Origin of the sequence: Sphingobium sp., assembly GCF_036170395.1 — a bacterium.
In the GTDB taxonomy this organism is placed as follows: Bacteria; Pseudomonadota; Alphaproteobacteria; order Sphingomonadales; family Sphingomonadaceae; genus Sphingobium.
This window is the reverse complement of record NZ_JAVHPD010000039.1, coordinates 26,605-50,151: the sequence shown is the minus strand read 5'-3', so window position 1 is coordinate 50,151 and position 23,547 is coordinate 26,605. Positions and strand designations below refer to the sequence as shown.

At 66.3% G+C, this 23,547-nt stretch carries 22 protein-coding genes and 1 tRNA gene; 10 read left to right on the top strand and 13 right to left on the bottom strand.

Annotated elements, in window-relative coordinates; translation table 11 throughout:
• Positions 1-33: 33 nt before the first annotated feature.
• On the bottom strand, positions 34-936 hold the full coding sequence (locus V2B31_RS10620; RefSeq protein WP_328278267.1) for a LysR family transcriptional regulator: 903 nt from the start codon (positions 934-936) through the stop codon (positions 34-36).
• A 132-nt stretch (positions 937-1,068) separates the two neighbouring features.
• On the opposite strand from V2B31_RS10620, the gene V2B31_RS10615 reads away from it, so the two are divergent.
• From V2B31_RS10615 to mmsB, 3 genes are all read left to right on the top strand, one after another.
• Positions 1,069-2,211 carry an acyl-CoA dehydrogenase family protein gene (locus V2B31_RS10615; RefSeq protein ID WP_328278265.1) on the top strand — a complete coding sequence of 381 codons (1,143 nt, stop codon included), beginning with the start codon at positions 1,069-1,071 and terminating at the stop codon, positions 2,209-2,211.
• Between the two features lie 156 nt (positions 2,212-2,367).
• The gene (locus tag V2B31_RS10610; protein ID WP_328278262.1) at positions 2,368-3,459 is read left to right on the top strand and encodes an enoyl-CoA hydratase/isomerase family protein; all 1,092 of its coding nucleotides are present in this window, start codon (positions 2,368-2,370) and stop codon (positions 3,457-3,459) included.
• Between the two features lie 22 nt (positions 3,460-3,481).
• Positions 3,482-4,366 carry a 3-hydroxyisobutyrate dehydrogenase gene (mmsB, locus tag V2B31_RS10605; RefSeq protein WP_328278260.1) on the top strand — a complete coding sequence of 295 codons (885 nt, stop codon included), beginning with the start codon at positions 3,482-3,484 and terminating at the stop codon, positions 4,364-4,366.
• A gap of 96 nt (positions 4,367-4,462) precedes the next feature.
• On the opposite strand, the gene V2B31_RS10600 is transcribed toward mmsB, so the two are convergent.
• From V2B31_RS10600 to folE, 5 genes are all read right to left on the bottom strand, one after another.
• Positions 4,463-5,686 carry a dipeptidase gene (locus V2B31_RS10600; protein WP_328278258.1) on the bottom strand — a complete coding sequence of 408 codons (1,224 nt, stop codon included), beginning with the start codon at positions 5,684-5,686 and terminating at the stop codon, positions 4,463-4,465.
• Positions 5,686-7,998: a TonB-dependent receptor gene (locus tag V2B31_RS10595; protein WP_328278256.1), complete on the bottom strand. Its 2,313-nt coding sequence runs from the start codon at positions 7,996-7,998 to the stop codon at positions 5,686-5,688. Before V2B31_RS10595 ends, V2B31_RS10600 begins: the two co-directional genes overlap by 1 nt.
• Before the next feature lie 188 nt (positions 7,999-8,186).
• Entirely contained in the window at positions 8,187-8,966 is a 780-nt protein-coding gene (locus tag V2B31_RS10590; RefSeq protein WP_328278254.1) for an enoyl-CoA hydratase-related protein, read from the bottom strand.
• Positions 8,967-9,055: 89 nt separating this feature from the next.
• Positions 9,056-9,895, bottom strand: coding sequence for an SDR family oxidoreductase (locus V2B31_RS10585; protein WP_328278252.1), 840 nt, complete (start codon positions 9,893-9,895; stop codon positions 9,056-9,058).
• Complete coding sequence (gene folE, locus V2B31_RS10580) at positions 9,892-10,503, bottom strand: GTP cyclohydrolase I FolE (protein ID WP_328278250.1); 612 nt, start codon at positions 10,501-10,503, stop codon at positions 9,892-9,894. The genes V2B31_RS10585 and folE overlap by 4 nt, the downstream gene beginning before the upstream one ends.
• Positions 10,504-10,653: 150 nt before the next feature.
• Here folE and V2B31_RS10575 point away from each other — a divergent pair, with 150 nt between their 5' ends.
• A complete protein-coding gene (locus V2B31_RS10575) occupies positions 10,654-11,265 on the top strand; it encodes a nucleotidyltransferase family protein (RefSeq protein WP_328278248.1) in 612 nt (203 codons plus the stop codon).
• On the opposite strand, the gene V2B31_RS10570 is transcribed toward V2B31_RS10575, so the two are convergent.
• Positions 11,258-12,928, bottom strand: coding sequence for an MFS transporter (locus V2B31_RS10570; RefSeq protein ID WP_328278246.1), 1,671 nt, complete (start codon positions 12,926-12,928; stop codon positions 11,258-11,260). The two genes, V2B31_RS10575 and V2B31_RS10570, sit on opposite strands and share 8 nt — an antisense overlap.
• A 220-nt stretch (positions 12,929-13,148) precedes the next feature.
• Between V2B31_RS10570 and V2B31_RS10565 the strand changes: the two genes are divergently transcribed.
• The 5 genes from V2B31_RS10565 to pgl all read left to right on the top strand — a co-directional run bounded on the left by V2B31_RS10565 (position 13,149) and on the right by pgl (position 18,982).
• The gene (locus V2B31_RS10565; RefSeq protein WP_328278244.1) at positions 13,149-14,357 is read left to right on the top strand and encodes an acetyl-CoA C-acetyltransferase; all 1,209 of its coding nucleotides are present in this window, start codon (positions 13,149-13,151) and stop codon (positions 14,355-14,357) included.
• Between the two features lie 124 nt (positions 14,358-14,481).
• The gene (locus tag V2B31_RS10560) at positions 14,482-16,656 is read left to right on the top strand and encodes a 3-hydroxyacyl-CoA dehydrogenase NAD-binding domain-containing protein (RefSeq protein WP_328278242.1); all 2,175 of its coding nucleotides are present in this window, start codon (positions 14,482-14,484) and stop codon (positions 16,654-16,656) included.
• Positions 16,657-16,813: 157 nt separating this feature from the next.
• Positions 16,814-17,812, top strand: a complete 999-nt coding sequence (gene galE, locus V2B31_RS10555; protein WP_328278240.1) for a UDP-glucose 4-epimerase GalE — start codon at positions 16,814-16,816, stop codon at positions 17,810-17,812.
• Entirely contained in the window at positions 17,809-18,285 is a 477-nt protein-coding gene (locus tag V2B31_RS10550) for a YbaK/EbsC family protein (protein ID WP_328278238.1), read from the top strand. Before galE ends, V2B31_RS10550 begins: the two co-directional genes overlap by 4 nt.
• Positions 18,286-18,289: 4 nt before the next feature.
• Positions 18,290-18,982: a 6-phosphogluconolactonase gene (gene pgl / locus V2B31_RS10545; RefSeq protein ID WP_328278236.1), complete on the top strand. Its 693-nt coding sequence runs from the start codon at positions 18,290-18,292 to the stop codon at positions 18,980-18,982.
• A gap of 113 nt (positions 18,983-19,095) precedes the next feature.
• On the opposite strand, the gene V2B31_RS10540 is transcribed toward pgl, so the two are convergent.
• Positions 19,096-19,359, bottom strand: coding sequence for a hypothetical protein (locus V2B31_RS10540; RefSeq protein ID WP_328278234.1), 264 nt, complete (start codon positions 19,357-19,359; stop codon positions 19,096-19,098).
• Positions 19,360-19,421: 62 nt separating this feature from the next.
• On the opposite strand from V2B31_RS10540, the gene V2B31_RS10535 reads away from it, so the two are divergent.
• The gene (locus V2B31_RS10535; protein ID WP_328278232.1) at positions 19,422-20,552 is read left to right on the top strand and encodes a pyridoxal phosphate-dependent aminotransferase; all 1,131 of its coding nucleotides are present in this window, start codon (positions 19,422-19,424) and stop codon (positions 20,550-20,552) included.
• A gap of 13 nt (positions 20,553-20,565) precedes the next feature.
• On the opposite strand, the gene V2B31_RS10530 is transcribed toward V2B31_RS10535, so the two are convergent.
• The 5 genes from V2B31_RS10530 to V2B31_RS10510 form a co-directional block, all read right to left on the bottom strand.
• The gene (locus tag V2B31_RS10530) at positions 20,566-20,952 is read right to left on the bottom strand and encodes an endonuclease domain-containing protein (protein ID WP_328278304.1); all 387 of its coding nucleotides are present in this window, start codon (positions 20,950-20,952) and stop codon (positions 20,566-20,568) included.
• A 115-nt stretch (positions 20,953-21,067) separates the two neighbouring features.
• Positions 21,068-21,152: transfer RNA gene (locus V2B31_RS10525), tRNA-Leu, on the bottom strand.
• Positions 21,153-21,213: 61 nt separating this feature from the next.
• Entirely contained in the window at positions 21,214-22,149 is a 936-nt protein-coding gene (locus tag V2B31_RS10520; protein ID WP_328278230.1) for a cation transporter, read from the bottom strand.
• Entirely contained in the window at positions 22,146-22,595 is a 450-nt protein-coding gene (locus V2B31_RS10515; RefSeq protein ID WP_328278228.1) for a hypothetical protein, read from the bottom strand. Before V2B31_RS10515 ends, V2B31_RS10520 begins: the two co-directional genes overlap by 4 nt.
• 193 nt (positions 22,596-22,788) lie before the next feature.
• The gene (locus V2B31_RS10510) at positions 22,789-23,400 is read right to left on the bottom strand and encodes a flavodoxin family protein (RefSeq protein WP_328278226.1); all 612 of its coding nucleotides are present in this window, start codon (positions 23,398-23,400) and stop codon (positions 22,789-22,791) included.
• Between the last annotated feature and the right edge of the window lie 147 nt (positions 23,401-23,547).

Below are 23,547 nucleotides of genomic sequence, written 5' to 3'. Positions count from 1 at the left end.
AAATGCGACCGCTCCGTTTCCATATCGTCCCCCTTAGCGGGGCGGACGGGCCGCGTCGATTGACTTTAGCGTGTCGACCCTTTCCTGAAGCCAATGCGCCACCGCCCCGATCCGCGCCAACCGCCGCAGATCGCCGTGCATCACCAGCCAGAAGCTGCGGGTGATCTCCACCTTGTCGGCCATGATCGGCATCAGCGCGGGATCGGGGCGGGCGATGAAATCGGGCAAAACGCCGATCCCCGCCCCTTCCGCGATCATCCGCTGCTGCATGATGATGCTGGTCGATCGCAGATTGGCCTCCAGCCCCGCCTCTACCTCGTCCAGATAATCGAGTTCGGGGGAGAAGATGAATTCGGGCACATAGCCGATCAGGGTGCAATCGCGCAGGTCCGCCGGCTTGCCCGGCCGCCCGACCCGCTCAAGATAAGCGGGCGACGCATAGAGATGCAGCCGATAGTCGCCCAGCCGCCGCACCGTCAGCCGCCCGCGCTGCGGCCGCGCGAGCATCACCGCCATGTCGGCTTCGCGGTTGGAGGGGTTGAGGAAGCCGGAGGCGGTTACGAGATCGAGCCGGATACCGGGGTGGCGGCGGTTGAAATCGCCGATGCCGGGCGACAGCACCCAGGTGCCGAACCCTTCGGCGACCGACAGCCGCACCTGCCCCGTCAGCCTTTGCGCCCGCCCCTGTACCTCCTCCATCGCCGCGAGCGCCGCGCTCTCGACCCCTTCGGCATGGCGCAGCAGCGCCTGCCCGCGCGGCGTTAGCGCCCGCTCGCCCGCCGCCGGCTCGAACAGGTCGGCGCCCAGCGCCCTTTCCAGCCGCGCAAGACGGCGCGCGATGGTGGTCGCGTCGATGCCGAGCGCGCGCGCCGCCGGCGCGACCTTCCGCATCCGCGCGACCGCCAGGAACACGCGCAGATCATCCCAGTCGAACATCGGCCACCCCTGCAAAATTGCAGGGCGTTCATGCACAACTTCGCCGTTGCTGGCAATCGAGCCGGGTTGCTACAAGCATGGCGACAAGCGATCATGCCGGGCCTGCGACAGGCCGCATGACGGAAGGAGAGCATGACCCAGTTCGACCTCACCGACGACCAGCGCGCGATCCAGGAAATGGCGCAGCGCTTCACCGCCGACGCGATCACCCCGCATGCGGCCGAGTGGGACGAGAAGCATATCTTCCCGCGCGACACGATCCGGGCGGCGGCGGAGCTTGGCTTCGGCGGCATCTATGTGTCGGAGGAAGCGGGCGGCATCGGGCTCGGGCGGCTGGAGGCGGCGCTCATCATGGAGGCGATGGCCTATGGCTGCCCGTCGACCAGCGCCTTCATCTCGATCCACAATATGGCGTCGTGGATGATCGACCGCTTCGGCAGCCAGGCGCTCAAGGACAAATATCTGCCCTCGATGGTGCCGATGGAGCGGATCGGCAGCTATTGCCTGACCGAGGCGGGATCGGGATCGGACGCCGCGGCGCTCAAGACGCGGGCGGTGCGCGACGGCGATCATTATGTCGTCACCGGCTCCAAGCAGTTCATCTCCGGCGGCGGCGAGAATGAGATCTACGTCGTGATGGTCCGCACCGGCGAGGAGGGACCGAAGGGGATCAGCTGCCTCGTCATCGAAAAGGACATGCCCGGCGTCAGCTTCGGCGCGCAGGAGCGCAAGCTCGGCTGGCATTCGCAGCCGACCGCGCAGGTCAATTTCGATGGGGTGCGGGTGCCGGCGGAAAATCTGGTGGGCGGCGAAGGCGAAGGCTTCCGCATCGCGATGATGGGGCTGGATGGCGGGCGGCTCAACATCGGCGCCTGCTCGCTGGGTGGGGCCCAACGCTGCATCGACGAAGCGGTGGCCTACACCAAGGATCGCAAGCAGTTCGGCCAGGCGATCGCCGAGTTCCAGAATACGCAGTTCACCCTTGCCGACATGCAGACCGAGTTGGAGGCGGCGCGGACCCTGCTTTACGCGGCGGCGGTCAAGGTGACCGAGAATGCGCCCGACAAGACGCGCTTTGCCGCGATGGCCAAGCGCTTTGCGACCGACACCGGATCGTCGGTGGTCGATCGCGCGCTCCAGCTGTTCGGCGGCTATGGCTATCTGTTGGACTATCCGATCGAGCGTTTCTGGCGCGACCTGCGCGTCCATTCGATCCTGGAGGGGACCAATCAGGTGATGCGGATGATTATTGCGCGGGACATGCTTCGGCAATGAGCCATACGCGCTTGTCCGTCATTCCCGCGCAGGCGGGAATCCATCTCCCGACCTCGCGTCAGGCGGATGGCGGAGGAGATGGATCCCCGCTTTCGCGGGGATGACGGGGTAAAGCCGGGTTTGGATGTATCTCCCTGTCGGGAGAAGGGATGTGGAATGACCGATCAGGTTCTGACCTTCATCGAGAATGGCGTCGGCCGCATCCGGCTGAACCGGCCCAAAGCGATCCATGCGCTGACGCCGGAGATGTGCGGCGCGATCAACGAGGCGCTGCTTGGCTGGGCGGACGATCCGGCGGTGGTCGCGGTGATGATCGATCATGTCGCCTCGCCGGATGGCGATCCCAAATTGTCCCGTGGCTTTTGCGCGGGCGGCGACATCGCGCTGATCGCCAACAGCGCAAAGGCCGACTGCGTCGAGGCCGAGGCCTTCTTCCACGTCGAATATCGGATGAACCATCTGCTGTTCGTCTATGAAAAGCCGATCGTCGCCTTCATCGACGGCATCGTCATGGGCGGCGGCGTGGGCCTGTCGCTGCCGGCGCGGTTCCGCGTCGCGACCGAGCGGACGAATTTCGCCATGCCGGAAACCGGGATCGGCCTGTTTCCCGACGTCGGCGGCGGCTGGTTCCTGCCGCGCCTGCCCGGACGGGTCGGCGCGTGGCTGGCGGCGACGGGATCGCGGATCGACGGGGCGGACTGCACGGCGATCGGCATCGCCACCCACTATATGGCGTCGGACAAGCTGGATGCGGTGAAGGCGCGGATCATCGCCGATCCGGCCGGAATCGGCGAGATATTAGGCGAGAATGCCGAGACGCCGCCGCCATCGAAGCTGGCGGCCGCGCGGGCCGATATCGACCGGCTGTTCGCGTCCGACAAGGCGGAGGAGATCGTCGCCGCGCTGGAGGCGGACGGGGGCGAATGGGCGACCAAACAGCTGTCTGTGCTTGCCACCAAATCGCCCCAGACCATCAAGGTCGCGCTGCGCCAGCTGGTCGAGGGTGCGGCCAAGACGGACTTCGCCGACAATATGGCGATGGAATATGGCCTCGCCTGCGCGGTCATCCGCCGGCCCGACTTCGTGGAAGGCGTGCGCGCGGTCATCTTCGACAAGGATAATGCGCCGCGCTGGAACCCGGCGAGCTTGGAGAAGGTGAGCGATGCGACGATCGGCGCGATCTTCGCGCCCCTGCCGCTGGAAAAGCAATGGAGCCCCCTGCCCCGGCTGACCGGCACGCAGGATTGACGGATTAGAGAGGACAAGCGGCATGACCCAGACGATCGCCTTCATCGGGCTTGGCAATATGGGCGGGGGCATGGCCGCCAACCTGCTGAAGAACGGCTATACGGTGCGCGCCTTCGACCTGTCAGTGGAGGCGCTGGCGAAGGCGGAGGGCCATGGCGCGACCCGCGCGGCAAGCGCGGCCGATGCGGCGACCGGGGCCGATGCGGTCGTGACGATGCTGCCGGCGGGCAAGCATGTCGAGGGCGTCTATACCGCCGAGATTTTCGGCGCGGCGAAGGCGGGCGCGCTGTTCCTCGATTGCTCGACCATCGACGTCGCGACCGCGCGGCGAGTGATCGAGGCCGCCACGGCCAAGGGCTTCGAGATGGTGGACGCGCCGGTTTCGGGCGGGATCGCTGCGGCCAATGGCGGGACGCTGACCTTCATGGTTGGCGGCGCGGATGCGGCCTTCGCCAAGGCCAAGCCGATCCTGTCAGCCATGGGCAAGGCGGTGATCCATGCCGGCGGTGCGGGCAATGGGCAGGCGGCCAAGATCTGCAACAACATGCTGCTCGGCGCGACGATGGTCGCCACCTGCGAAGCCTTTGCGATGGCAAAGAAGCTGGGGCTGGACCCGCAGACCTTCTACGATATCAGCAGCGTGTCGTCGGGGCAGAGCTGGTCGATGACCAGCTACTGCCCGGTGCCGGGCGTCGGGCCGCAGACCCCGGCCGACAATGGCTATCAGGGCGGTTTCGCGGTCGGGCTGATGCTCAAGGATTTGAAGCTCGCGACCGAGGCGGCGGCGTCGGTCGGCGCATCGGTGCCGATGGGCAATGCGGCCGAGGCGCTGTATCAGCTGCTCGCCAATCGGGGCGAGGCCGGGCGTGACTTTTCGCTGATGATCGAGATGCTGGAGGGGAAGTAATCCGGTGTCGTGCTCCGGCGAAAGCCGGAGCCCAGGGTTCATATGCGGTGCGTAGCCGCTCTGGGCTCCGGCTTTCGCCGGAGCACGTAATTTGACTTACTTTTCCTTTGCTACCTCCGCTGCCGCCAGCACGCGCAGGACGTTGCCGGACCAGATTTTCTGCACGTCCGCCTCGCCGTAACCCGCCTTGAGCAGCGCGGCGGTGATCCTGGGCAGGTCGACCACATCCTCCATGCCGACGACGCCGCCGCCGCCGTCCCAGTCCGCGCCGATGCCGACATGGTCCGGCCCCACGACCTTGAGCGCATGGAGCATGTGCGCCATGAAATCATCAAAGGTCGCCCGGTCGGTGTCGGGATAGAGCCGGTCGATCTCCCGCCGCTTCGCCAGCAGCGCGGCGCGCGCTTCCGCTGACAGCTTCGCGTCCTCGCGCATCTGGGCGAACAGCGCCTGCATCGCCTTCTGCCGCTCCGGGTTGGGCTTGGACGCGCGCAGATAGGCGCCATAGGCGTTCATCTGGATGACGCCGCCCTTGGCCGCCAGCGCTTTGAGATGATCGTCGTCGATGTTGCGGGGATGGTCATAGACCGCCTTGCAGCCCGAGTGGGTGAGCAGCACCGGCGTGGTCGAGAGCGCCAGCAGGTCGTCCAACACCTGATCCGAACTGTGCGATGCATCGGGCACGATGCCGAGGCGGTTTATCTCCTTGAGCAACTCCTTGCCCAGCGGCGAGAGGCCGCCATAGCGCGGCTTCTTCGACGGGTCGGTGGAGCTGTCGGCAAACTGGTTGTGCGCGAAATGGGCGAAGCCCACGACCCGCACGCCCATGTCGTAGAAGGTCTTGAGCAGCGACACGTCCTCGCCCAGCGGATAGGCGTTCTCGATCGAGAGATAGACGACCCGCTTGCCCGCCGTAGCGATGGGCGCGGCGTCCTTCGCTTTCAGCGCCAGCGCAAAATTGGCGGGATCGGCCGCCACCATCGAGCGGATCGACAGGCCGCGCAGGATCGCGAAGTCGCGCGCCTTGCGGAAACCCTCGATCGTCAGCGGCCCCTGAGACGTGTAGATCGCCCAGAAGCCGCCATCGAGCCCGCCCTTTTTCATGCGGGGCAGATCGACCTGGGTATAGTCGCTGTGGACGCCATGCTCCTCCTCGATCGACCAGCCGGGCAGGTCGAGCGAGGCGGGCGTGTCGAGATGGCTGTCGAGCGTCAGGAGGCGCTGGTGCAGCGCGAGTTCCGCCTTGCTGATGATGGGCGGCGCCGCCTGCGCCGCTGTCGCCGCACCGATCAGGCCGAATGTGATCGCCAGCCGCCGCATCAGAAATCGGCTCGCAGCGACAATTGCATCGTCCGGTCCGGTCCCGGACGGAAGGTGGCGAGCCCGGTGGTGCCGGTCGTGATCGTGCCGAGATAGTCCTTGTTGAACAGATTATCGACGTTGAACCGCAGTTTGACGCCCTTCAGCGGCCCGAATGTCAGACCGTCACCGACATCCACATAGGCGTTCACGACGGTATAGCCCGGAATGCTTTCGCTGTTCACGAAGTTGGTGAAGCGGGCCGACAGGTAGCGGGCGGAAATATTCGCGACCAGCCAGTCGACCGGCTCGACCGTGACGCCGCCCTGCAACAGCCATTTGGCATTGTCGGGAACGCGGTTGCCCTTGATCGTCAGCGAGGAATAATTGTCCTCGAACTCCGCGATATTGTAGGTTGCGTTGGCGGTGAAATAGACGAACTGCGCCGGCTTGATGATGCCCGACAGTTCAAAGCCGTAGGATTTCACGCCGCCGACATTCTGGAAGAAGGTTTCGGTCGTGGTCGATCCAGGGACGATCGCGCCAAAGGATTGCAGGCGATTGTCGAACTGCGTGTAGAAGGCCGCGATTGAGGCGTTGAACAGCGGCCGATTGGTGCGCAGTCCGATTTCATAGTTTTTCGCGGTTTCCGCTTTCGGGCCGGGCACGATCGGGCTGGCGGCCGAGAAAATGTCGTCGGCGCCACGCGGCAGCGCCATATTTTCAGAGTAGGAGGCGAAAATCTGCTCGCGGTCGGTCACGTTGAACACCGCGCCGATCTGCGGCAGGAACCAGTCGGTCCAGCTGTCGCGCAGCACCGGGGTCCGGCGATTGATATAGTCGGCCGGATTGCGGTAGCCGTTGATGCGGTAGGCGATCCCCAGCGTCTTGAAGCCCAGGTCGAACTTCAGCCTCTCGTCAAGGAAGGCAAGTTGCAGCTTTGCGAAGTTCGAGATGGTCTGGCGGTTGGAGCGATAGTCGCGCTGGAGATGAACCGGCTCGTTCAGCAGCGGCTCGCCGTCGGGGTTGCCGTTGGCGTGATTGTAGCGCGCTTGGGTGCGATGATAATCGTCATTCTCGCCCCAGAAGCCGGCCGAAATGCTGTGCGGGCCAAAGCTGTAGGTCAGCGACCCCAGCACGCCATATCGCGTGCCTTCGATCGTCGAGAGGCCATATTGCAGCCCCCTGGGGGCGAACAGGCCTGGCACGATCAGCCGTTCCGCATTATGGGACGCGAGCGAAGTCGCATAGGCTTCCGGCGACACGCCATAGCCCTTCTTGTCCTCATAATAGCCGGTCAGGTTCAGTTGCAGCTCGTCGGTCACGGCGAAGTCGCCGTGCAAGCTGTAGAGATAGTCAGTCCGCGAATTGATCGCCTGCTTATAATATTGGTTGTAACCGGTGTTCGAATATTGGACGCCGGGCGCGGTGACTGGGAAGACGGGCACGGTCGCGAGATAGGCGTAATAGCGGCCGGACCGGTTGATGCCGACACCGCTCAGCGGGTCTGCGCCGGGGACGCCATTATATTGTGCCTTGGTGATGGCGGGCGAATCATAGTCGAAATAGTCGTTGTACAGGAAGCGAAAGGCGATCGAGGAACCCGGCGCGATGTCATATTTGGCTTTCGCCTCGACATGTTCGCGGTCGATCGTGCCCGGCCCGCGCCACACGTCGGCGCTCAGCTTGGAATAGCTGGCATAAGCGGAAAAGCCGCCGAGATTGCCTGTGTCCAGCCGGGCGAAGAGCCGGCGGAAATCGTCGCTGCCGATCGTTCCCTGGACCGTACCGCCCAGTTCCTCCGCTGGATCGGTCGTCGCATAGCGAACGATCGGCCCGAGCGAGGCGTAGCTCGGCAGCGACACATCACCCGCGCCCTGGCTGGCGGTGACGCTCGCCAGATTTTCATTTTCGACATAGCGGAAGATCGGACTGCCCCCGAACTGGTCTGACCGGCCCATCGGCACGCCGTCCAGCGTGAAACCGATCTGCTGAAAATTGAAGGCGCGCACGAACACCGAATTGCCGAATTCGTACAGGCCGAGCGCGTCGTTCGCCTGCACGTTGAAGCCGGGCAGGCTTTCCAGCATTTTGAGGCCCGATATGCCGGCCGGCGCGGACAGCAGCGCTTCCCGCGTGATCGCGATCGTCGCCGTCGCCTGATCGGTGCCGATCGCCTTGGTCGCGTCGGACACGCGACGGCCGGTCACGGTGATGAGATCATCCTCGGCGGCCGCCGGCTCCTGCGCCTGGGCGGTGCCGAGGGCGCTGGCGGCGCAGGCCGCGAGCAGCGTGGCGCGCGAGGACAGAGGCAGGATGGATGATATCGGCATGGAAGGCTCCCTGTTTCACAACGAGCCTCTCAGGTGGCGCGGACGCGCCCCATCCTGTCCCGGCCGCCGCGCCGATAGGGCGGGCGCCCATTATAGTTTCTTTGTGAAACGAGAGTGGCCGCACAGTCCGCCACCGGCCAATGAGAATTTCTCAACCGGCGGGTGGCGGACTTATGGAAGGTAAAGCCTTAGCGGCCTTTCCAGACGCCGGCGCGCTTTTCGACGAAGGCAGTCATGCCTTCCTTCTTATCTTCGGTGGCGGTCAATATCTGGAACAGGCGGCGTTCGGTCAGCAGCCCCTGGGCGAGGCCGGTTTCAAAGGCGATGTTGACCATCTCCTTGTTAATCATCGCGGCCATCGGCGGCATCGCGGCGATGGCCGCGGCGTCTTTCAGCGCTTCGTCGAGCAGGGTGGCGGCCGGCACGATGCGGCTGACAAGACCGGCGCGTTCCGCCTCCTCCGCGCCCATCATCCGGCCGGTGAGGCACATATCCATCGCCTTCGCCTTGCCCACCGCGCGCGTCAGGCGCTGCGACCCGCCCATGCCCGGCGCGACGCCGAGCTTGATTTCGGGCTGGCCGAACTTCGCGGTATCGCCCGCGATGATATAGTCGGCCATCATCGCCAGCTCGCATCCGCCGCCGAGCGCAAAGCCCTGCACCGCCGCGATCCACGGCTTGCGGGTGGCGACGACGCCGGTCTGCCAGCCGGAGAAGAAGTCCTCCAGGAAGAAGTCGGCCGCCTCTTTCTCGACCATTTCCTTGATGTCGGCGCCGGCAGCGAACGCCTTTTCGCCGCTGCCGGTCAGCACCGCGCAGCGCTGCGACGGGTCGGCGTCATAGGCGCGGAAAGCGGCGCTTAAGTCGGCGAGCACCTGGCTGTTGAGCGCGTTCAAGGCCTGCGGCCGATTGAGGGTGATGAGGGTCACCGCGTCGCGCTGTTCGACCAGGATCGTTTCATAGGCCATCGCTATCTCCCTTCAAGCTGTTTGTCCCCCGCTTTATGGGCAGCGACGCTGCTGCGCCAGCCCCCGCCGGCCCGGCATTTCCGCCAGACCTATCGGCACAGATGCATGAAGTCGCGGTCGTAGCTTTTGAGATGCGCGCCGCCATCGACATAGAGGGTCTGGCCGGTCGTCGCGGTCGCCTGCGTCAGATAGACCACGGCCTGCGCGATCTGCTCCGCTTGCGGCAGCAAGCCGAGCGGCATCAGGTCGGCAAGGCGGGCCATCTGGTCCGCGTCATAGTCGGGCGTGGCGATGGTAAGGCCAGGCGCTACCGCATTAACCCGGACGCGCGGCGCAAGGCTCTGCGCCGCGGTGCGGGTGAGGCCGGCGAGCGCCAGCTTCGAGAGAGTGTAGGCGAACTGATCGGCATGCGGATGGTCGATCCGTTGGTCGAGGATGTTGACGATGCAGCGATCGCCCGGCCCGGCGGGGATGGTGGCGAACGCCTTGGTCAGCATCGCCGGCGCGGCGCAATTGACGGCATAATGGCGCATCAGGTCGTCGGCGGTCACATCCTCCAGCCGGTCCTGGCCGAACAGGGCGGCGCTGTTCACCAATATGTCGGGCGGGCGACCGAAGCGTTCGGCGACCATCGCCACCAGTTCCTCCGCGCCTTCCGGGTCGGCGAAATCGACGACGAAGCCTTCCCACTGCGTGCCCTCCTCCTCGAAGGTCAGGGCGAGATGGGAATCGAGGCGCGTGTCGTGGCTGCCATGGATAGCGAGCGAATGGCCCGCCTTCGCTAGCGCGGCGGCGATGATGCCGCCCAGCCGCCGATGCCCGCCGGTGACGAGCGCCAGCCGCTTCTGCGCGAGCGGCGCGCCGACCGGATCGGCTGCGCCCGCCGCCTTGCCCAGCGGGCGATAGGGTGGCTCCTGGGCGTCCGTCATGAGGCGATGAGTTTGAGCACTTCCTCGCGCGATTTCTCGTCATCGCGGAACACGCCCAGCATACGGCTGGTCTTCATGATGACATTGGGGGTGCGCACGCCCCGCCCGGTCATGCAGCCATGGGTGGCCTCGATCACGACGGCGACGCCCTGGGGCTTCAAATTCTCCCAGATGCAGTTGGCGACTTCGGAGGTCAGCCGTTCCTGCACCTGGAGCCGGTGCGCGAAGGCGTGGAGGACGCGGGCGAGCTTCGATATGCCGACGACATATTCGCCGGGCAGATAGGCGATATGCGCCTTGCCCGTGATCGGCGCCATATGATGTTCGCAATGCGACTGGAACGGGATGCCCTTCAACAGCACGACATCGTCATAGCCGCCAACTTCATGGAAGATGCGCGAGAGATGATAGGCCGGATCATCGTCATAGCCGCGGCAATATTCGCGCCAGGCGCGCGCCACCCGCTCGGGCGTTTCCAGCAGCCCTTCCCGCTCGGGCGCATCGCCGGCCCAGCGGATCAGCGTGCGGATCGCCTCGCTCACCTCGGCGGGGACGGGCAGCTTGCCCTCGCCGACCGTCTCGGCGTCGGCGTCGATATCGTGGGCCATGGGCAGCATCACTCCTGTTTTCGTTACGCCCGCATATGGCGAGCCGCCCCGCCGCTGACCAGAGCTTTTCCGCCCAACTGGACACAAGTGCATAGTGGTGGCACATCGGCGCATCGGGACGCCAAATAATGAAACCTCAGCTTCTTCAAGATGCGCACTGAACGGATCGCCGCCGTGCTGCTGGCGGCCGGCATGTCGTCGCGCTTCGGCGAGGAGGACAAGCTGATGGCCGAATTGCGCGGCAAGCCGGTCGTTGCCCATACGCTGGAGACGGTGGCGTCGATGGCCTTTGCCGAGCTGGTGGCGGTAGCCCGGCCAATCCGCTTCGCGCCGGTGATCCATCGCAAGCTCGACCGGCGCGGCTATACCATCATCACCAACGATCGGCCGCAGGAGGGCATTTCGGGCAGCATCGTGCGCGCGGTGCGCCATGTGATGCCCGACCAGAAGATACGCGGCATCCTCATCTGCCTCGCCGACATGCCCGACGTGCCGCAGAGCCATTATAACCGCATCTGCCTGGCGGCGGAGGACATACGGTCGGTGGTGGCGAGCACCGACGGCTTCTCCTCCTCGCCGCCCGCCTTCATCGGCCGCAAGCATTTCGAGGAATTGCTGGGGCTGAAAGGGGATCAGGGGGCGCGGGCGCTGCTGAGCCGGGGATTGCAGATCGAGACGAGCGGCGCGATCCTGCACGATATCGACACGCCCGAGGATCTGGTCGGGCGGCCGCAGATCACGCCGGGCGGAAGCCCTAGCTAAGCCGGGTCGGGTCGGTCAGGCCGCCGCCCATTTCGCGGGCGTCGGGGCCGCGGCTGATGGGCAGCGATCCGGTCTGGCGCTCGATCCGGCGATGGACCACCGGGGCGTCCGGCCCGGCGTGGAGGGCGTGGATCGCGTCGCTGTTGGCGATGTCGGCCACGGTGCGGCGCTGGTTGTGGCGGACATAATCGAGCCAGGTCGCGACATGATAGCGTTCGACCCAGAGGTCCGGTTCGCCGAGGTCGCGCAGCAACTGCCAGCCATGCGCGCCGTCGCGGCGGCGGATGCGGCGGCGCTCGGCCATGGCGGTGAGGAAGGGGACGACCGATCCGGCAGGGATGCGATATTCGATGGTGACGACGATCGGCCCGCTGCGGGGTTCCACCGGAACGGCGGTGTCGGGCTCGTGCCAGTCGCCGCGCGGGTCGAGATTGTCCTCCCCCACCTGCGGCAAGGGGCGCCACAGGCCGAGCAGCGCGGCGGCGAACTGCGCGCCGGCGGCGGCATAGAGGCCGGCGACCACGCCCTGATGCTCGGCGATCCAGCCGAACAGCCATGCGCCGAGCGCCATGCCGCCGAACGCGATCATCTGGTACAGCGCGACGGCGCGGGCGACGACCCAGCGCGGGGCGGACATCTGAACCGAGACGTTGAAGGTCGAGAGCGCCAGCACCCACCCTGCCCCGGCCAGCATATAGCCAAACAGAGCGAGGGCGAGCCAGGGGCTGGCCGCTGTCAGGGCGGTGCCGAGCGCGAGGGCAAGAGCCGAGCAGCGCACGATCGCTTCGACCGAATAGCGGGTGCGCAACCGGCGCGAGGACAACGCGCCCAGCACCGCGCCGAGGCCGAACGCGCCGCTGGTGATGCCGAAGGTGAGCGCCCCGCCGCCCAGCAGGTCGCGCGCGACCAGCGGCATGAGGGCGGACACGGCGCTCGCCCCGATGCCGAATGCGCCGGAGCGCAGCAGCACCAGCCTGATCTTCGGCGAGGCAGCGACATAGCCGATGCCGTCGAGCATGGCGACGCCGATCCGCTCGCGCGGCAGCAGCTTGGGCGGGAGCGTCGGGCGCCAGCGGAACAGCACCGTCAGCAGCGCGACATAGCTGAAGGCGTTGGTGAGGAATGCGGCGGCCGCGCCTGCCGTGGCGACGATCACGCCGCCGAGCGCCGGGCCGATGCTGCGCGCGAGGTTGAAGCCCATGCTGTTCATCGCCACCGCGCTCGGCAGCACGGCGCGCGGCACCATGTCGCCGACCGAGGCCTGCCAGGCGGGGCCGTTCACCGCCGTCGCGCAGCCGATGAGGAAGGTGAAGCCGAGCAGCAGCCAGGGCGTCATCCACCCGGCCCAGGCGGTGGCGGCGAGCGTGGCGGAGACCAGCAGCATCGCGACCTGACAGGCGATCATCACCTTGCGCCGGTCGAGATTGTCGGCGACCGCGCCGGCCCAGAGCGAAAGCAGCATAATCGGCAGGGTGGTCGCCGCCGGCACCAGCGCGATCAGCAGCGGCGAGGCGGACAGCGAGGTCATCATCCATGCCGCGCCGACCGACTGGATGAGCCCGCCGAAATTGGACGCGAGGCTCGCGAGCCAGATTGCGCGGAAGGTGGGGATGGAGAAAGGGGACGGCGGCTTTTCAGCCAAGGGGGCGGCGACGCTGTCCATGGGGCCGATATAGGCGCATCCGGCAAGCGCGCAACGATGGAGATTCGCGCTTAAGAGAACAGCGAGTGGGACAGCTGTTGAGCGGTTTGCGGGGCATGTCGCGGCGGTGACGCTACGGCAGGGCGGCGGCGCAAGGAGAGGCTTGCACTTTACGTAAACGTAAATACATTCACCTCAGCATTCCAGGCGCCGCATCGGGCCGATGGAGAGGGAAAAGACAATGGAAGCCTATATTTACGACGCTGTCCGAACGCCGCGCGGCCGGGGCAAGGCGGACGGATCGCTGCACGAGATAACCCCGATCCAGCTCGCGACTCAGGTGCTGGAGGCGGTGCGGGATCGCACCCAGATCGACACGGCGGACGTGGACGATGTGATATTGGGCTGCGTCAGTCCGGTGGGCGAACAGGGCGGAGACATTGCGCGGGTCGCGGTGCTGAACGCCGACTACGCCCAGACCGTACCGGGGGTGCAGATCAACCGCTTCTGCGCGTCGGGGCTGGAGGCCGTCAACATGGCGGCGGCCAAGGTCTTTTCGGGCGAAGCGATGTTCGCCATCGGCGGCGGGGTCGAATCGATGAGCCGCGTGCCGATGGCGTCGGACGGCGGCGCCTGGGCGATGGACCCGGCGGTCGCCTACAAGACCTATTTCGCGCCGCAGGGCATCGGCGCGGACGTGATCGCGACCAAGTTCGGCATCAGCCGCGACGATGTGGACGCCTATGCCGTCGAGAGCCAGCGACGCGCCAAGGCGGCGTGGGACGATAAGCGCTTCACCAAGTCGATCGTGCCGGTGAAGGATGTGATCGGGCAAGTCGTGCTGGACCATGACGAGCATATGCGCCCCGACGCGACGATGCAGTCGCTGGGCGCCCTGAAGCCGAGCTTCGAGGCATTGGGCGAGGAGATGCCGGGCTTCGATACGGTGGCGCTGCTGCGCTATCCCGAGCTGGAGAAGGTCAACCATGTCCATCATGCCGGCAACAGCAGCGGCATCGTCGACGGGGCTGCCGCCGTGCTGGTCGGCAACCGGGAGATGGGCGAGAAATATGGGCTGAAACCGCGTGCGAAGATCAAGGCGATGGCCTCGATCGGGTCGGAGCCGCTCATCATGCTGACCGGGCCGGAGTTCGTCGCGGGCAAGCTGCTGGCGCGCGCCGGGATGACGACCGCCGACATCGACCTGTGGGAACTCAATGAGGCGTTCGCCTCGGTCGTGCTGCGCTACATGCAGGCGATGGACCTGGATCACGCCAAGATCAACGTCAATGGCGGCGCGATCGCGATGGGGCATCCGCTGGGCGCGACGGGCGCGATGGTGCTGGGGACGGCGCTGGATGAGCTGGAGCGCTCGGGCAAGGGCACCGCGCTCGTCAACCTGTGCGTCGGCGCGGGGATGGGCACCGGGATCATTATCGAGCGGGTTTGATTTCACTCCCCCTCCCGCAGGCGGGAGGGGGTCGGGGGGTGGGCGGTCCTAGACGCTGTGCGAGCGCGGACCACCCCACCCCCACCCCTCCCCTAAAGGGGAGGGGCTTTTTGGGAGCGGACATATGAACAGCATCAATTTCACCATCGACGGCGATGGGATCGCCATCCTGACCATCGACGTGCCGGGCCAGTCGATGAACGTCATCGGCCCCGACCTGCTTGCCGATCTGGACGAAGCGATTGCGCGCATCGCGTCGGACGAGGCGATCAAGGGCGCGGTGATCGCGTCGGGGAAGGACAGCGGCTTCATGGCCGGCATGGACCTCAAATATTTCGGGTCGATGCTGGCGACAGGAAGCGGCGAGCGCCCTGCCCCGGCCGATATCTTCGACAAGGTGTTCGTGCTGAACCAGCTGCTCCGGCGGCTGGAAACCTGCGGCAAGCCGGTCGCCTGCGCGATCGAGGGAACGTGCGTGGGCGGCGGGTTCGAGCTGGCGCTGGCCTGTCATCGCCGCTTCGTGGGCGACAGTAGCAAGACGCAGCTTGGCCTGCCCGAAATCCTCATCGGCCTGTTCCCCGGCGGCGGCGGGTCGCAGCGGCTGCCGCGCATCATGGGCGTGCAGGCGTCACTGATGTATATGCTCCAGGGCAAGCTGTTCCGCCCGGCCGAAGCGGCGATGCTGAAGGTGGTCGATGCGGTCGTGCCGCAGGGCACGGCGCTCGACGCGGCGCGCGAGTGGGTGAAGGCCAACCCGACCGCCAATACGCAGCCCTGGGACGTCAAGGGCTATAAGGTGCCGGGCGGCGCGGGCGGCTTCAACCCCGCTTTCGTGCAGACGATGGCGGGCGCGCTACCGATGACGCTGAAGCAGACGCAGCGGAACATGAATGCGCCGATCGCCCTGCTGTCGGCGGTCTATGAAGGCATCACCCTGCCCATGGACCGGGCGATCCGGGTCGAGAGCAAATATTTCGCCAAGGTCGCCGCCGACCCGCAGGCGAGCAACATGATCCGCACGCTTTTTGTGAACAAGCAGGCGGCCGAACGCGGCGCGCGCCGTCCCAAGGATGAAGCGAAGGTTCCGACGCGCAAGCTCGCCATGCTGGGCGCAGGCATGATGGGGGCCGGCATCGCCACCGTGGCGGCGCAGGCCGGGATGGAGGTCGTGCTGTTCGACCGCGACCTCGCTTATGCCGAAAAGGGCAAGGCGCATGTCGAGGAGCAGCTCAAGAAGCGCCTTGGCAAGGGCATGACGCCCGAGAAGATGGCCGAGACGCTGGCGCGCGTGACGCCGACCACCGACTATGCGGCGCTCGCCGGCAGCGACTTCGTGATCGAGGCGGTGTTCGAGGATGTGGCGATCAAGGCCGAGGTCACGAAACAAGTCGAGGCGGTGCTGGGCGCTGACACGATTTTCGGGTCGAACACATCGACCCTGCCGATCACCAAATTGGCGCAGGCTTGGTCTAAGCCCGAGAATTTCATCGGCGTCCATTTCTTCTCGCCGGTCGAGAAGATGCCGCTGGTCGAGATCATCCTGGGCGAGAAGACCGGGCCGGCCGCGATCGCCAAGGCGCTGGATTTCGTGGCGCAGATCAAGAAGACGCCGATCGTGGTGCATGACAGCCGGGGCTTCTACACCTCGCGCAGCTTCGGCACCTATGTGCAGGAAGGCGCGGAGCTGATCGGCGAAGGCGTCAACCCGGCGCTGATCGAGAATGCGGGCAAGCAGCTGGGGATGCCGACCGGGCCGCTGGCGGTGAGCGACGAAGTGTCGATCGAGCTGGGCGTCAAGATCATGGCGGCGGCGAAGAAGGAGCTGGGCGACGCCTATGTCCATCAGGCGTCCGACGATGTCGCGGTGAAGATGGTCGAGGCCGGGCGGCTGGGCCGCAAGAACGGCAAGGGCTGGTATGACTATCCCGAGGGGGGCAAGAAGCATCTATCGCCCGTCATCGCCGAGATGTTCCCGCGCGCGATCCACCAACCGCATGTCGATGCGGTGAAGGAGCGGCTGCTGTATCGCCAGCTGATCGAATGCGCCCGCTGCTTCGAGGAAGGCGTGCTGGAGACGCCCGAGGATGGCGACATCGGCGCGATCTTCGGCTGGGGCTTTGCGCCTTATACCGGCGGGCCGTTCAGCCATATGGACACGGTCGGGATCGCGCAGGTGGTCGAGACACTGGACCGGCTGGCGGCGGCGCATGGGCCAAGGTTCGCGCCGACGCAGCAGTTGCGGGACATGGCGGCGAGCGGCGCGACCTTCTACGGGAGCGCGGCGGCTAAGGCGGCCTAACATGCTGTGCCCCGGCGAAGGCCAGGGTCCAGGGTTCTTGACGCTGCGCCTCGTCCCCTGGGCCCCGGCCTTCGCCGGGGCACAGGATGGCGGGCTGCGATTGTAATTCGTAACGTCTTCGGGTTAGGCGTCTTCGCGACGCTTGCAAGGAGACGACATGACCGAAAAACCCACTGTCCTGATCACCGGCGGCGCGGGCTATATCGGGAGCCATGCGGTGCTGGCGCTCAAGGACGCGGGCTATGGCGTGGTGGTGATCGACAATCTGGTCACCGGGTTCGACTGGGCGGTGCCGGACGGCGTGCCGCTGGTGCGCGGCGACATTGCCGACCAGCCGCTGGTGGAAGCGACGCTGCGCGCGCATGACGTGCGCGCGATCATGCATTTTGCAGGCTCGGTCGTGGTGCCGGAATCGGTCGAGAATCCGCTCAAATATTATCACAACAACAGCGCCAAGACCCGCGACCTGATCGAGAGCGCGGTGCGCGTGGGCGTGCCGCACTTCATCTTTTCCTCGACCGCCGCCACCTATGGCACGCCGGACGTCGAAGCGGTGCGCGAAGATACGCCGCAGCGGCCGATCAATCCCTATGGCATGTCGAAGCTGATGACCGAATATATGCTGCGCGACGTGGCGGCGGCGCATCCGATGAATTATTGCGCGCTTCGCTATTTCAACGTCGCCGGCGCTGACCCGGAGGGGCGGACGGGGCAGTCGACGGCGGGCGCGACCCACCTCATCAAGGTCGCGGTCGAGGCGGCGCTGGGCAAGCGGGAGAGCGTCAGCGTCTTCGGCACGGATTTCGATACGCCCGACGGGACTGGGGTGCGCGACTATATCCATGTGACCGATCTCGCCGCCGCGCATCTGCTGGCGCTGGAAGCGCTGATGGCGGAGCCGGAGCGCAGCCATCTGCTCAATTGCGGCTATGGCCGGGGCTTTTCGGTGCTGGAGGTGCTGGATGCGGTCGACCGGGTGACGAACATGCCGGTCAAGCGGATCATGAGCGGGCGGCGCGCGGGCGATCCGGGCAAGCTGATTTCCGACAACAGCGCGATCATAGCGACCTTTCCGTGGGAGCCGCGCTTTGCCGATCTCGACCAGATCGTCGGCCATGCGCTGGCGTGGGAGCGCAAGCTTGGGGAGCGGGAATGAGCGAGGCGAGCGTCCGCGCTTTCTTCGCCGCGCACGCGCCCGACGTGGCGATCATCGACCAGGGGGTGAGCACGGCGACGGTGGCGGAGGCGGCCGTCGCGCTCGGCGTCGAGCCGGCGCGGATCGCCAAGACATTGTCGCTGCGGGTGGGCGAGCAAGTCGTGCTGGTCTGCGCGCGGGGCGACGCGCGGCTGTCCAACGGCAAGGCGAAGGCGGCGCTGGGGGCGAAGCCCCGGATGCTGGGCGGCGACGAGGTCGAGGCGATCACCGGGCATCCAGTCGGCGGGGTGTGCCCGTTCGGGCTTGCCGCGCCCCTGCCCGTCTATTGCGATGTTTCGTTGAAGGTGTTCGAGACCGTGTTTCCGGCAGCGGGATCGCGCACCACCTCGGTCGAGCTGACGCCGGAGCGGCTTGGCGTCTTGACCGGGGCGACATGGGTGGACATCTGCACGCTTCCTGACGCGCCGGAGTAAGCCCATGCCGACCGAACATATTTTCGCTACCGGGGCGCAGGCCGCCGCCGACCTTGCCGCGCGGATCGCCGCGATCCTGGGCGATGCCATCGCGGCGCGCGGCGTCGCGACACTGGCGGTGTCGGGCGGGCGGTCGCCGCGGCCGGTGCTGGAGGCGTTGTCGCAAGCGCCGATCGACTGGGGCAAGGTGGTGGTCACGCTGGTCGATGAGCGCTGGGTCGAGCCGGTGAGCGCCGACAGCAATGAGCGGCTGGTGCGCGAGACGCTGTTACAGGGGCCGGCTGCGGAAGCGCGCTTCGTGCCGATGAAGAATGAGGCTGCGGACGCCTATGCGGGCCAAGCGGAGGCAGAGCGGGCCATTGCGGCCCTGCCCTGGCCGCTCGACATCGTGCTGCTGGGCATGGGCGATGACGGGCATACCGCCTCGCTGTTCCCAGAAGCGGCGGAACTGGCCGAGGGGTTGTCATCCAGCGCGCGGACGATCGCCGTCACCCCGCCCGCCGCGCCGCACCAGCGCCTGTCGCTGACCGCCAGCGCGATCCTCGACAGCCGGCATATCTTTCTCCAGATCGGCGGGGCGGGCAAGAGGGCGGTCTATGATCGCGCGCTGGCGGGCGGGCCGGTGGAGGAACTGCCTATCCGGCTGGCGCTGTTGCAGGACAAGGTGCCGGTGGAAGTGTGGATCGCGGAGGGGTGAGTTCATACCCACATCGTCATTCCCGCGCAGGCGGGAATCCATCTCCTGACCTTGCACCAAGAGGTAGCGCCGGAGATGGATCCCCGCCTTCGCGGGGATGACGGGGTGAAATGTTATTCTCGCGCCCCATGCCCCGAAATCAGATGCCGCCAGACGCCGATCGCGTTGATGACCAGCAAAGCCACATTCTGCCAGCCGATGCCTTCGCTATTCTCGTCAAGAAAGCCCCAGCCGATCAGGGCGATGGAGCTTGTCACGAACAGGACGAAGGCCCATCCGGTGACGCGGCGGCCGAGATTGAGGGAGACGATGAGCGCGGCAAGGGTGGCCGCGCCCGCGCCATAATATTGCAGGGCGGTGAGCATGGTCTGGTTCATGGCCCTTCCAACGCGGTTTCGCCCGCGCATGTTGCCGAAACTCACATAGGTTAGCCAAGTTCATGATCGCCGACATTGCCCCCTTCCACGCCATCGCCATCAGCCGCGAAGCCCATGCGCTCAGCGCGCAAGGGCGCTCGATCCTGCATATGGAGTTCGGCCAGCCTTCGACCGGCGCGCCGGCCGCCGCGGTTGCGGAGGCGCATCGGGTGCTCGACACCGAGCCGATGGGCTATTGGGAAAGCGTGGCGCTCAAAGAGCGGATCGCGCGGCTCTATGCCGATCGGTATGGCGTCGCGGTCGATCCCGAGCAGGTGCTGCTGACCTGCGGCGCGTCGCCGGGGTTGGTTCTGGCGCTGACCAGCCTGTTCGCGCCGGGCGCGCGGGTGGCGACGGCGCGGCCGGGCTATGTCGCCTATCGCAATAATCTGAAGGCGCTGTATCTGGAGCCGGTCGAGGTCGCCTGCGGGCCGGCGGAGCGCTATCAGATCAGCGCGGACGCACTGGCGGCGATCGACCCGGCGCCCGACGGCCTGATCCTTGCGAGCCCCGCCAATCCCACGGGCACGATCATCCCGGCGGACGAACTGGCGGCGATCGCGCGGGTGTGCGCGGAGCGTGGCATCGCCATCGTGTCGGACGAAATCTATCATGGGCTGAGCTTCGGCGAGCCGGCGCGCTCTATGCTGGAATATGCGCCGGACGCGGTGATCGTGAACAGCTTTTCCAAATATTTCAGCATGGCCGGGTGGCGGCTGGGTTGGATCGTGGTGCCGCCGCGCCTGATCGATGTGGCGCGGGCGCGGATGGGCAATCTGTTCCTGACCCCGCCGGTGCTGGCGCAGCGGGCGGGGCTGGTCGCCTTCGATTGCACCGAAGAGCTGGAGGGGCATGTCGAGACCTATCGCCGCAACCGGCAATTGCTGCTCGAGGCGCTGCCCGCGCTCGGCCTCCAGCGGATCGCGCCGCCGGACGGAGCCTTCTACATCTATGCCGATGTCGGGCATTTGACCAACGACAGCCTCGCCTTCTGCCAGACGCTGCTGCGCGACACGGGCGTTGCGACCGCGCCGGGGATCGATTTCGATCCGGTCGACGGGCACCGCTTCCTGCGCTTCAGCTTCGCGGTGTCGACCGACCGGGTGGAGGATGCGATCGCGCGGATGATGCCTTGGTTTGCGGGGCGGGGTTGAGCAGGCTGGTCCTTTAGCCCTCTCCCGTCTTCACGGGAGAGGGTTTGGGTGAGGGTCTTCTTTTCAGAAGCATCGATCTTATAGCTTCGATGACGCCATCCAAATTCTCCAGCACCTCATGATTCCAGAACCGGATGACAGACAGGCCGCGCGCTTCCAGGAAATCGGTGCGGGAATGGTCGCGCTCCTCGCTATGTTGGCCGCCGTCCAGTTCCACGGCCAAGGCGGCTTCGACGCAGAGAAAATCCACTATAAATGGTCCAATGGTGGCTTGCCTGCGGAATTTCGCATTTTCCAGTTGTCGATTCCGCAGCACCGCCCAGAGCGCGCGTTCGGCATCGGTCATATCGCGTCGAAGCCCCGCGGCATGAGGGCTGATCTGGCGGCGGACCGGGTACATTTGCTGCACTGTGAAGGAAGAAAGACCCTCACCCAACCCTCTCCCGCGAAAGCGGGAGAGGGCTAAAGAGAGCATCTGCTTCTGCTTGGGCAGCGCGCTTCTGCTGGAAAGCCCGTGGTGCGGGTGGTCGGGCTCGAACCGACACTCCTTGCGGAACCGGATTTTGAGTCCGGCGCGTCTACCAGTTTCACCACACCCGCAACGGTTGGGAGAGGCCAGATGGCAAAATCATGGGGCTTCGTCCAGCCGAAAATCGGCCGCTCAGCCGGAATCGCCGGCGCGCGGGGGGACGAAAGCGATCTGGGCGAGCCGCCAGAGGCGCTGCTCGTCGGCGGGCCAGTGGGCGCTTGGGTCGATCGGGTCGGGCGGGCCGCTGACGCCATGGACTTCGGCATGGATCAGGCGGCCGGTTTCGCGCAGGCGCACGTCCGCGCCGGGATAGCGTTGCTCCAGCCGGGCTTTGAGCGCCTGCGCCTCGTCCGACAGGTCGGGGCTGGACAGAGCGCGCGGCGCGCCGTCGATCAGTTCGGCGGTGGAGGAGCGCAGCGCCTTCCACCCGTCATGGATGATGTCCACTGAGATGATCGCCGCCGCGACCGAATCGGCCCACCACCAGCCAAGGCCGAGGCCAATGATGCCGGCCATGCCCGCCGCGCCCGTCATCCAGTTGGCCTTGTTCATCAAAGCGTCGGTATGGAGCAGCTTGTCGTTGAGCATTTGCGCCAGCGGCAATTCCTTGCGCCCGATGATGAGCGGGGGGATGAGCGCATAGAATTGCGCCGCCAGCATCAGCCAGCCGAGCCAGATGTCGTGGCCGAACAAGCGCACCGATCCTACCGTCGCATGTTCTGCATGGATCAGAGTCATCGCCGAATCCCACAGCAGCAGAGCGCCGGTCGCCGCCAGCGCCACGGCGGCGAGGAAGAAGCCGAGGCCGTTCACCCGCTCGAAGCCGAAGGGGAAGCGCGCCGATGCCTGCCCCTTGCGCTCCATGCGCGCGGCGACGAGGAAGGCGATCGACGGCACCAGGCTCAGCAGGTCTTCCACCCAGGCGGTTTTCATCGTCTGGCTCTGCCCCATGACAAGGCCCATCACGATCACGATGCTGACAGTCCAGCCGATCTTCCACCATTGAAGCCGCTCGGCTTTGCGAAGGGTCTCGACGATATGCGGCGGGAGGCGGTCGATATCGGTCACTGGCCGGCTCCCGGATCGGCGGCGGCGCGGGCGGCCTTCTCGACTGTCATGATCCAGCGATTCTCGCCGTTGCGCAGGACGGCATATTGATCGAGCCGGTCCTTGCCCTGCCCGCGCGTCGCGAGCGGCGGGCTGAAGGCGACCATCGTCGCCCAGGGGCTTTTGGGGGACAGCGGCGCAAGGACGAGGTCAAGCCGGCCTTGCTGGAGGTCGGTGAAGAGCGGCTCGGTCGCGCCGGCGCGGAGCTGCGGCCGCGCGCCGGTTTCGCGCGCCAGCCGGTCGAGCAGGCGGGCCGAGGCGGCGCGGCCGAGATCCGTGCCGCCGGTGGCGAGTCCCACGCGGATGACGTGGCTCCGCGCGATCCGCTCGCTGGTTCCTTCCGGATCGCGCGGCAGGGCGTCGCAGGCGAGGAGGAGCAGGCAGGCGGTGGGCAGCAGCTTTTTCATTTCGCTGCTAGAACGGTCGCCAGCCGGCCCCGGTTCCCATCTGGCGATACCGAGATGCGTCTTTGAAAACACGAAGCCAAATCAATCTTGTTCCTCGGCGAAAGGCCGGGGCCCAGAGCCCCACGCACTCCGTCTCGAACCCTGGACCCCGGCTTCCGCCGGGGAACAAGATACGAAAAGGCAAGAGTCATTCTTAGGGCAGGCCGGGGAAGGGATTGGCCTTGAGCAGGCCGGCGAGATGCGCGGCGTTGCCGGCCACCATCTTCGCGGTTTCCAGCACCTTGTCGGGCGTCTGCTCCAGATCCTTGAAGTCGGTCTTCCCCATCGCCTCGCCCACCCAATAGCAGGCAGCGATGGCGGGGATGGTCCAGCCGACATCGTTGAGCGCCTGGAACATCTGGGCGGAGGCGGCATGGGCGCCATCCTCATTGCCGACGATCGCGGCGACGGCGACCTTCGACCAGCTCGGCATCCGCCCCTTGTCGTCGGTTTCGGAGAGGAAGGCGTCCATCCGCTCCAGCACCCGCTTGGCGACGCTGCCCGCCTGCCCCATCCAGATCGGCGTCCCCAGGATCAGGATATCGGCGGCGAGAATCTTCGCGCGGATCGCGGGCCACTCGTCGCCCTCGCCTTCGTCCGATGTGACGCCGGGCAGGACATTATGCGCGGCGACCCGGATGGTGTCGGCGACGCTCACCCCCAGTCCGCGAAATTCGGTGGCGAGCAGGCCGATCATCGCGTCGGTCGAACTGGCTTGCCCGCTGCCGCGCTTGAGCGTGCAGTTGAGGGGCTGGACTGTCAGCATGGAATCTCCTTGGGTTTGGCAAGGCTCCAAGCGCGGCAGCGAGCCGCATGTTCCCGCTTGCGGCACAGCGGCGTTGCGGGCGGCGCGCATCGCCGATAGCCTTCTTGCGTAACGATCGGCGCGCGCTATAAGAGCGCCATCGTGCAG

Excerpts from the sequence above, each read along its gene's own strand:
- V2B31_RS10620 (WP_328278267.1), bottom strand. The coding sequence starts at position 936 with ATGTTCGACTGGGATGATCTGCGCGTGTTCCTGGCGGTCGCGCGGATG.
- galE (WP_328278240.1), top strand. The coding sequence starts at position 16,814 with ATGACCGAAAAACCCACTGTCCTGATCACCGGCGGCGCGGGCTATATC.
- V2B31_RS10600 (WP_328278258.1), bottom strand. The coding sequence starts at position 5,686 with ATGCGGCGGCTGGCGATCACATTCGGCCTGATCGGTGCGGCGACAGCG.
- V2B31_RS10565 (WP_328278244.1), top strand. The coding sequence starts at position 13,149 with ATGGAAGCCTATATTTACGACGCTGTCCGAACGCCGCGCGGCCGGGGC.
- V2B31_RS10585 (WP_328278252.1), bottom strand. The coding sequence starts at position 9,895 with ATGACGGACGCCCAGGAGCCACCCTATCGCCCGCTGGGCAAGGCGGCG.
- V2B31_RS10595 (WP_328278256.1), bottom strand. The coding sequence starts at position 7,998 with ATGCCGATATCATCCATCCTGCCTCTGTCCTCGCGCGCCACGCTGCTC.
- V2B31_RS10535 (WP_328278232.1), top strand. The coding sequence starts at position 19,422 with ATGATCGCCGACATTGCCCCCTTCCACGCCATCGCCATCAGCCGCGAA.
- V2B31_RS10610 (WP_328278262.1), top strand. The coding sequence starts at position 2,368 with ATGACCGATCAGGTTCTGACCTTCATCGAGAATGGCGTCGGCCGCATC.
- mmsB (WP_328278260.1), top strand. The coding sequence starts at position 3,482 with ATGACCCAGACGATCGCCTTCATCGGGCTTGGCAATATGGGCGGGGGC.
- V2B31_RS10560 (WP_328278242.1), top strand. The coding sequence starts at position 14,482 with ATGAACAGCATCAATTTCACCATCGACGGCGATGGGATCGCCATCCTG.
- V2B31_RS10590 (WP_328278254.1), bottom strand. The coding sequence starts at position 8,966 with ATGGCCTATGAAACGATCCTGGTCGAACAGCGCGACGCGGTGACCCTC.
- V2B31_RS10550 (WP_328278238.1), top strand. The coding sequence starts at position 17,809 with ATGAGCGAGGCGAGCGTCCGCGCTTTCTTCGCCGCGCACGCGCCCGAC.
- folE (WP_328278250.1), bottom strand. The coding sequence starts at position 10,503 with ATGGCCCACGATATCGACGCCGACGCCGAGACGGTCGGCGAGGGCAAG.
- V2B31_RS10515 (WP_328278228.1), bottom strand. The coding sequence starts at position 22,595 with ATGAAAAAGCTGCTGCCCACCGCCTGCCTGCTCCTCCTCGCCTGCGAC.
- V2B31_RS10510 (WP_328278226.1), bottom strand. The coding sequence starts at position 23,400 with ATGCTGACAGTCCAGCCCCTCAACTGCACGCTCAAGCGCGGCAGCGGG.
- V2B31_RS10530 (WP_328278304.1), bottom strand. The coding sequence starts at position 20,952 with ATGTACCCGGTCCGCCGCCAGATCAGCCCTCATGCCGCGGGGCTTCGA.
- V2B31_RS10540 (WP_328278234.1), bottom strand. The coding sequence starts at position 19,359 with ATGAACCAGACCATGCTCACCGCCCTGCAATATTATGGCGCGGGCGCG.
- V2B31_RS10575 (WP_328278248.1), top strand. The coding sequence starts at position 10,654 with ATGCGCACTGAACGGATCGCCGCCGTGCTGCTGGCGGCCGGCATGTCG.
- pgl (WP_328278236.1), top strand. The coding sequence starts at position 18,290 with ATGCCGACCGAACATATTTTCGCTACCGGGGCGCAGGCCGCCGCCGAC.
- V2B31_RS10615 (WP_328278265.1), top strand. The coding sequence starts at position 1,069 with ATGACCCAGTTCGACCTCACCGACGACCAGCGCGCGATCCAGGAAATG.
- V2B31_RS10570 (WP_328278246.1), bottom strand. The coding sequence starts at position 12,928 with ATGGACAGCGTCGCCGCCCCCTTGGCTGAAAAGCCGCCGTCCCCTTTC.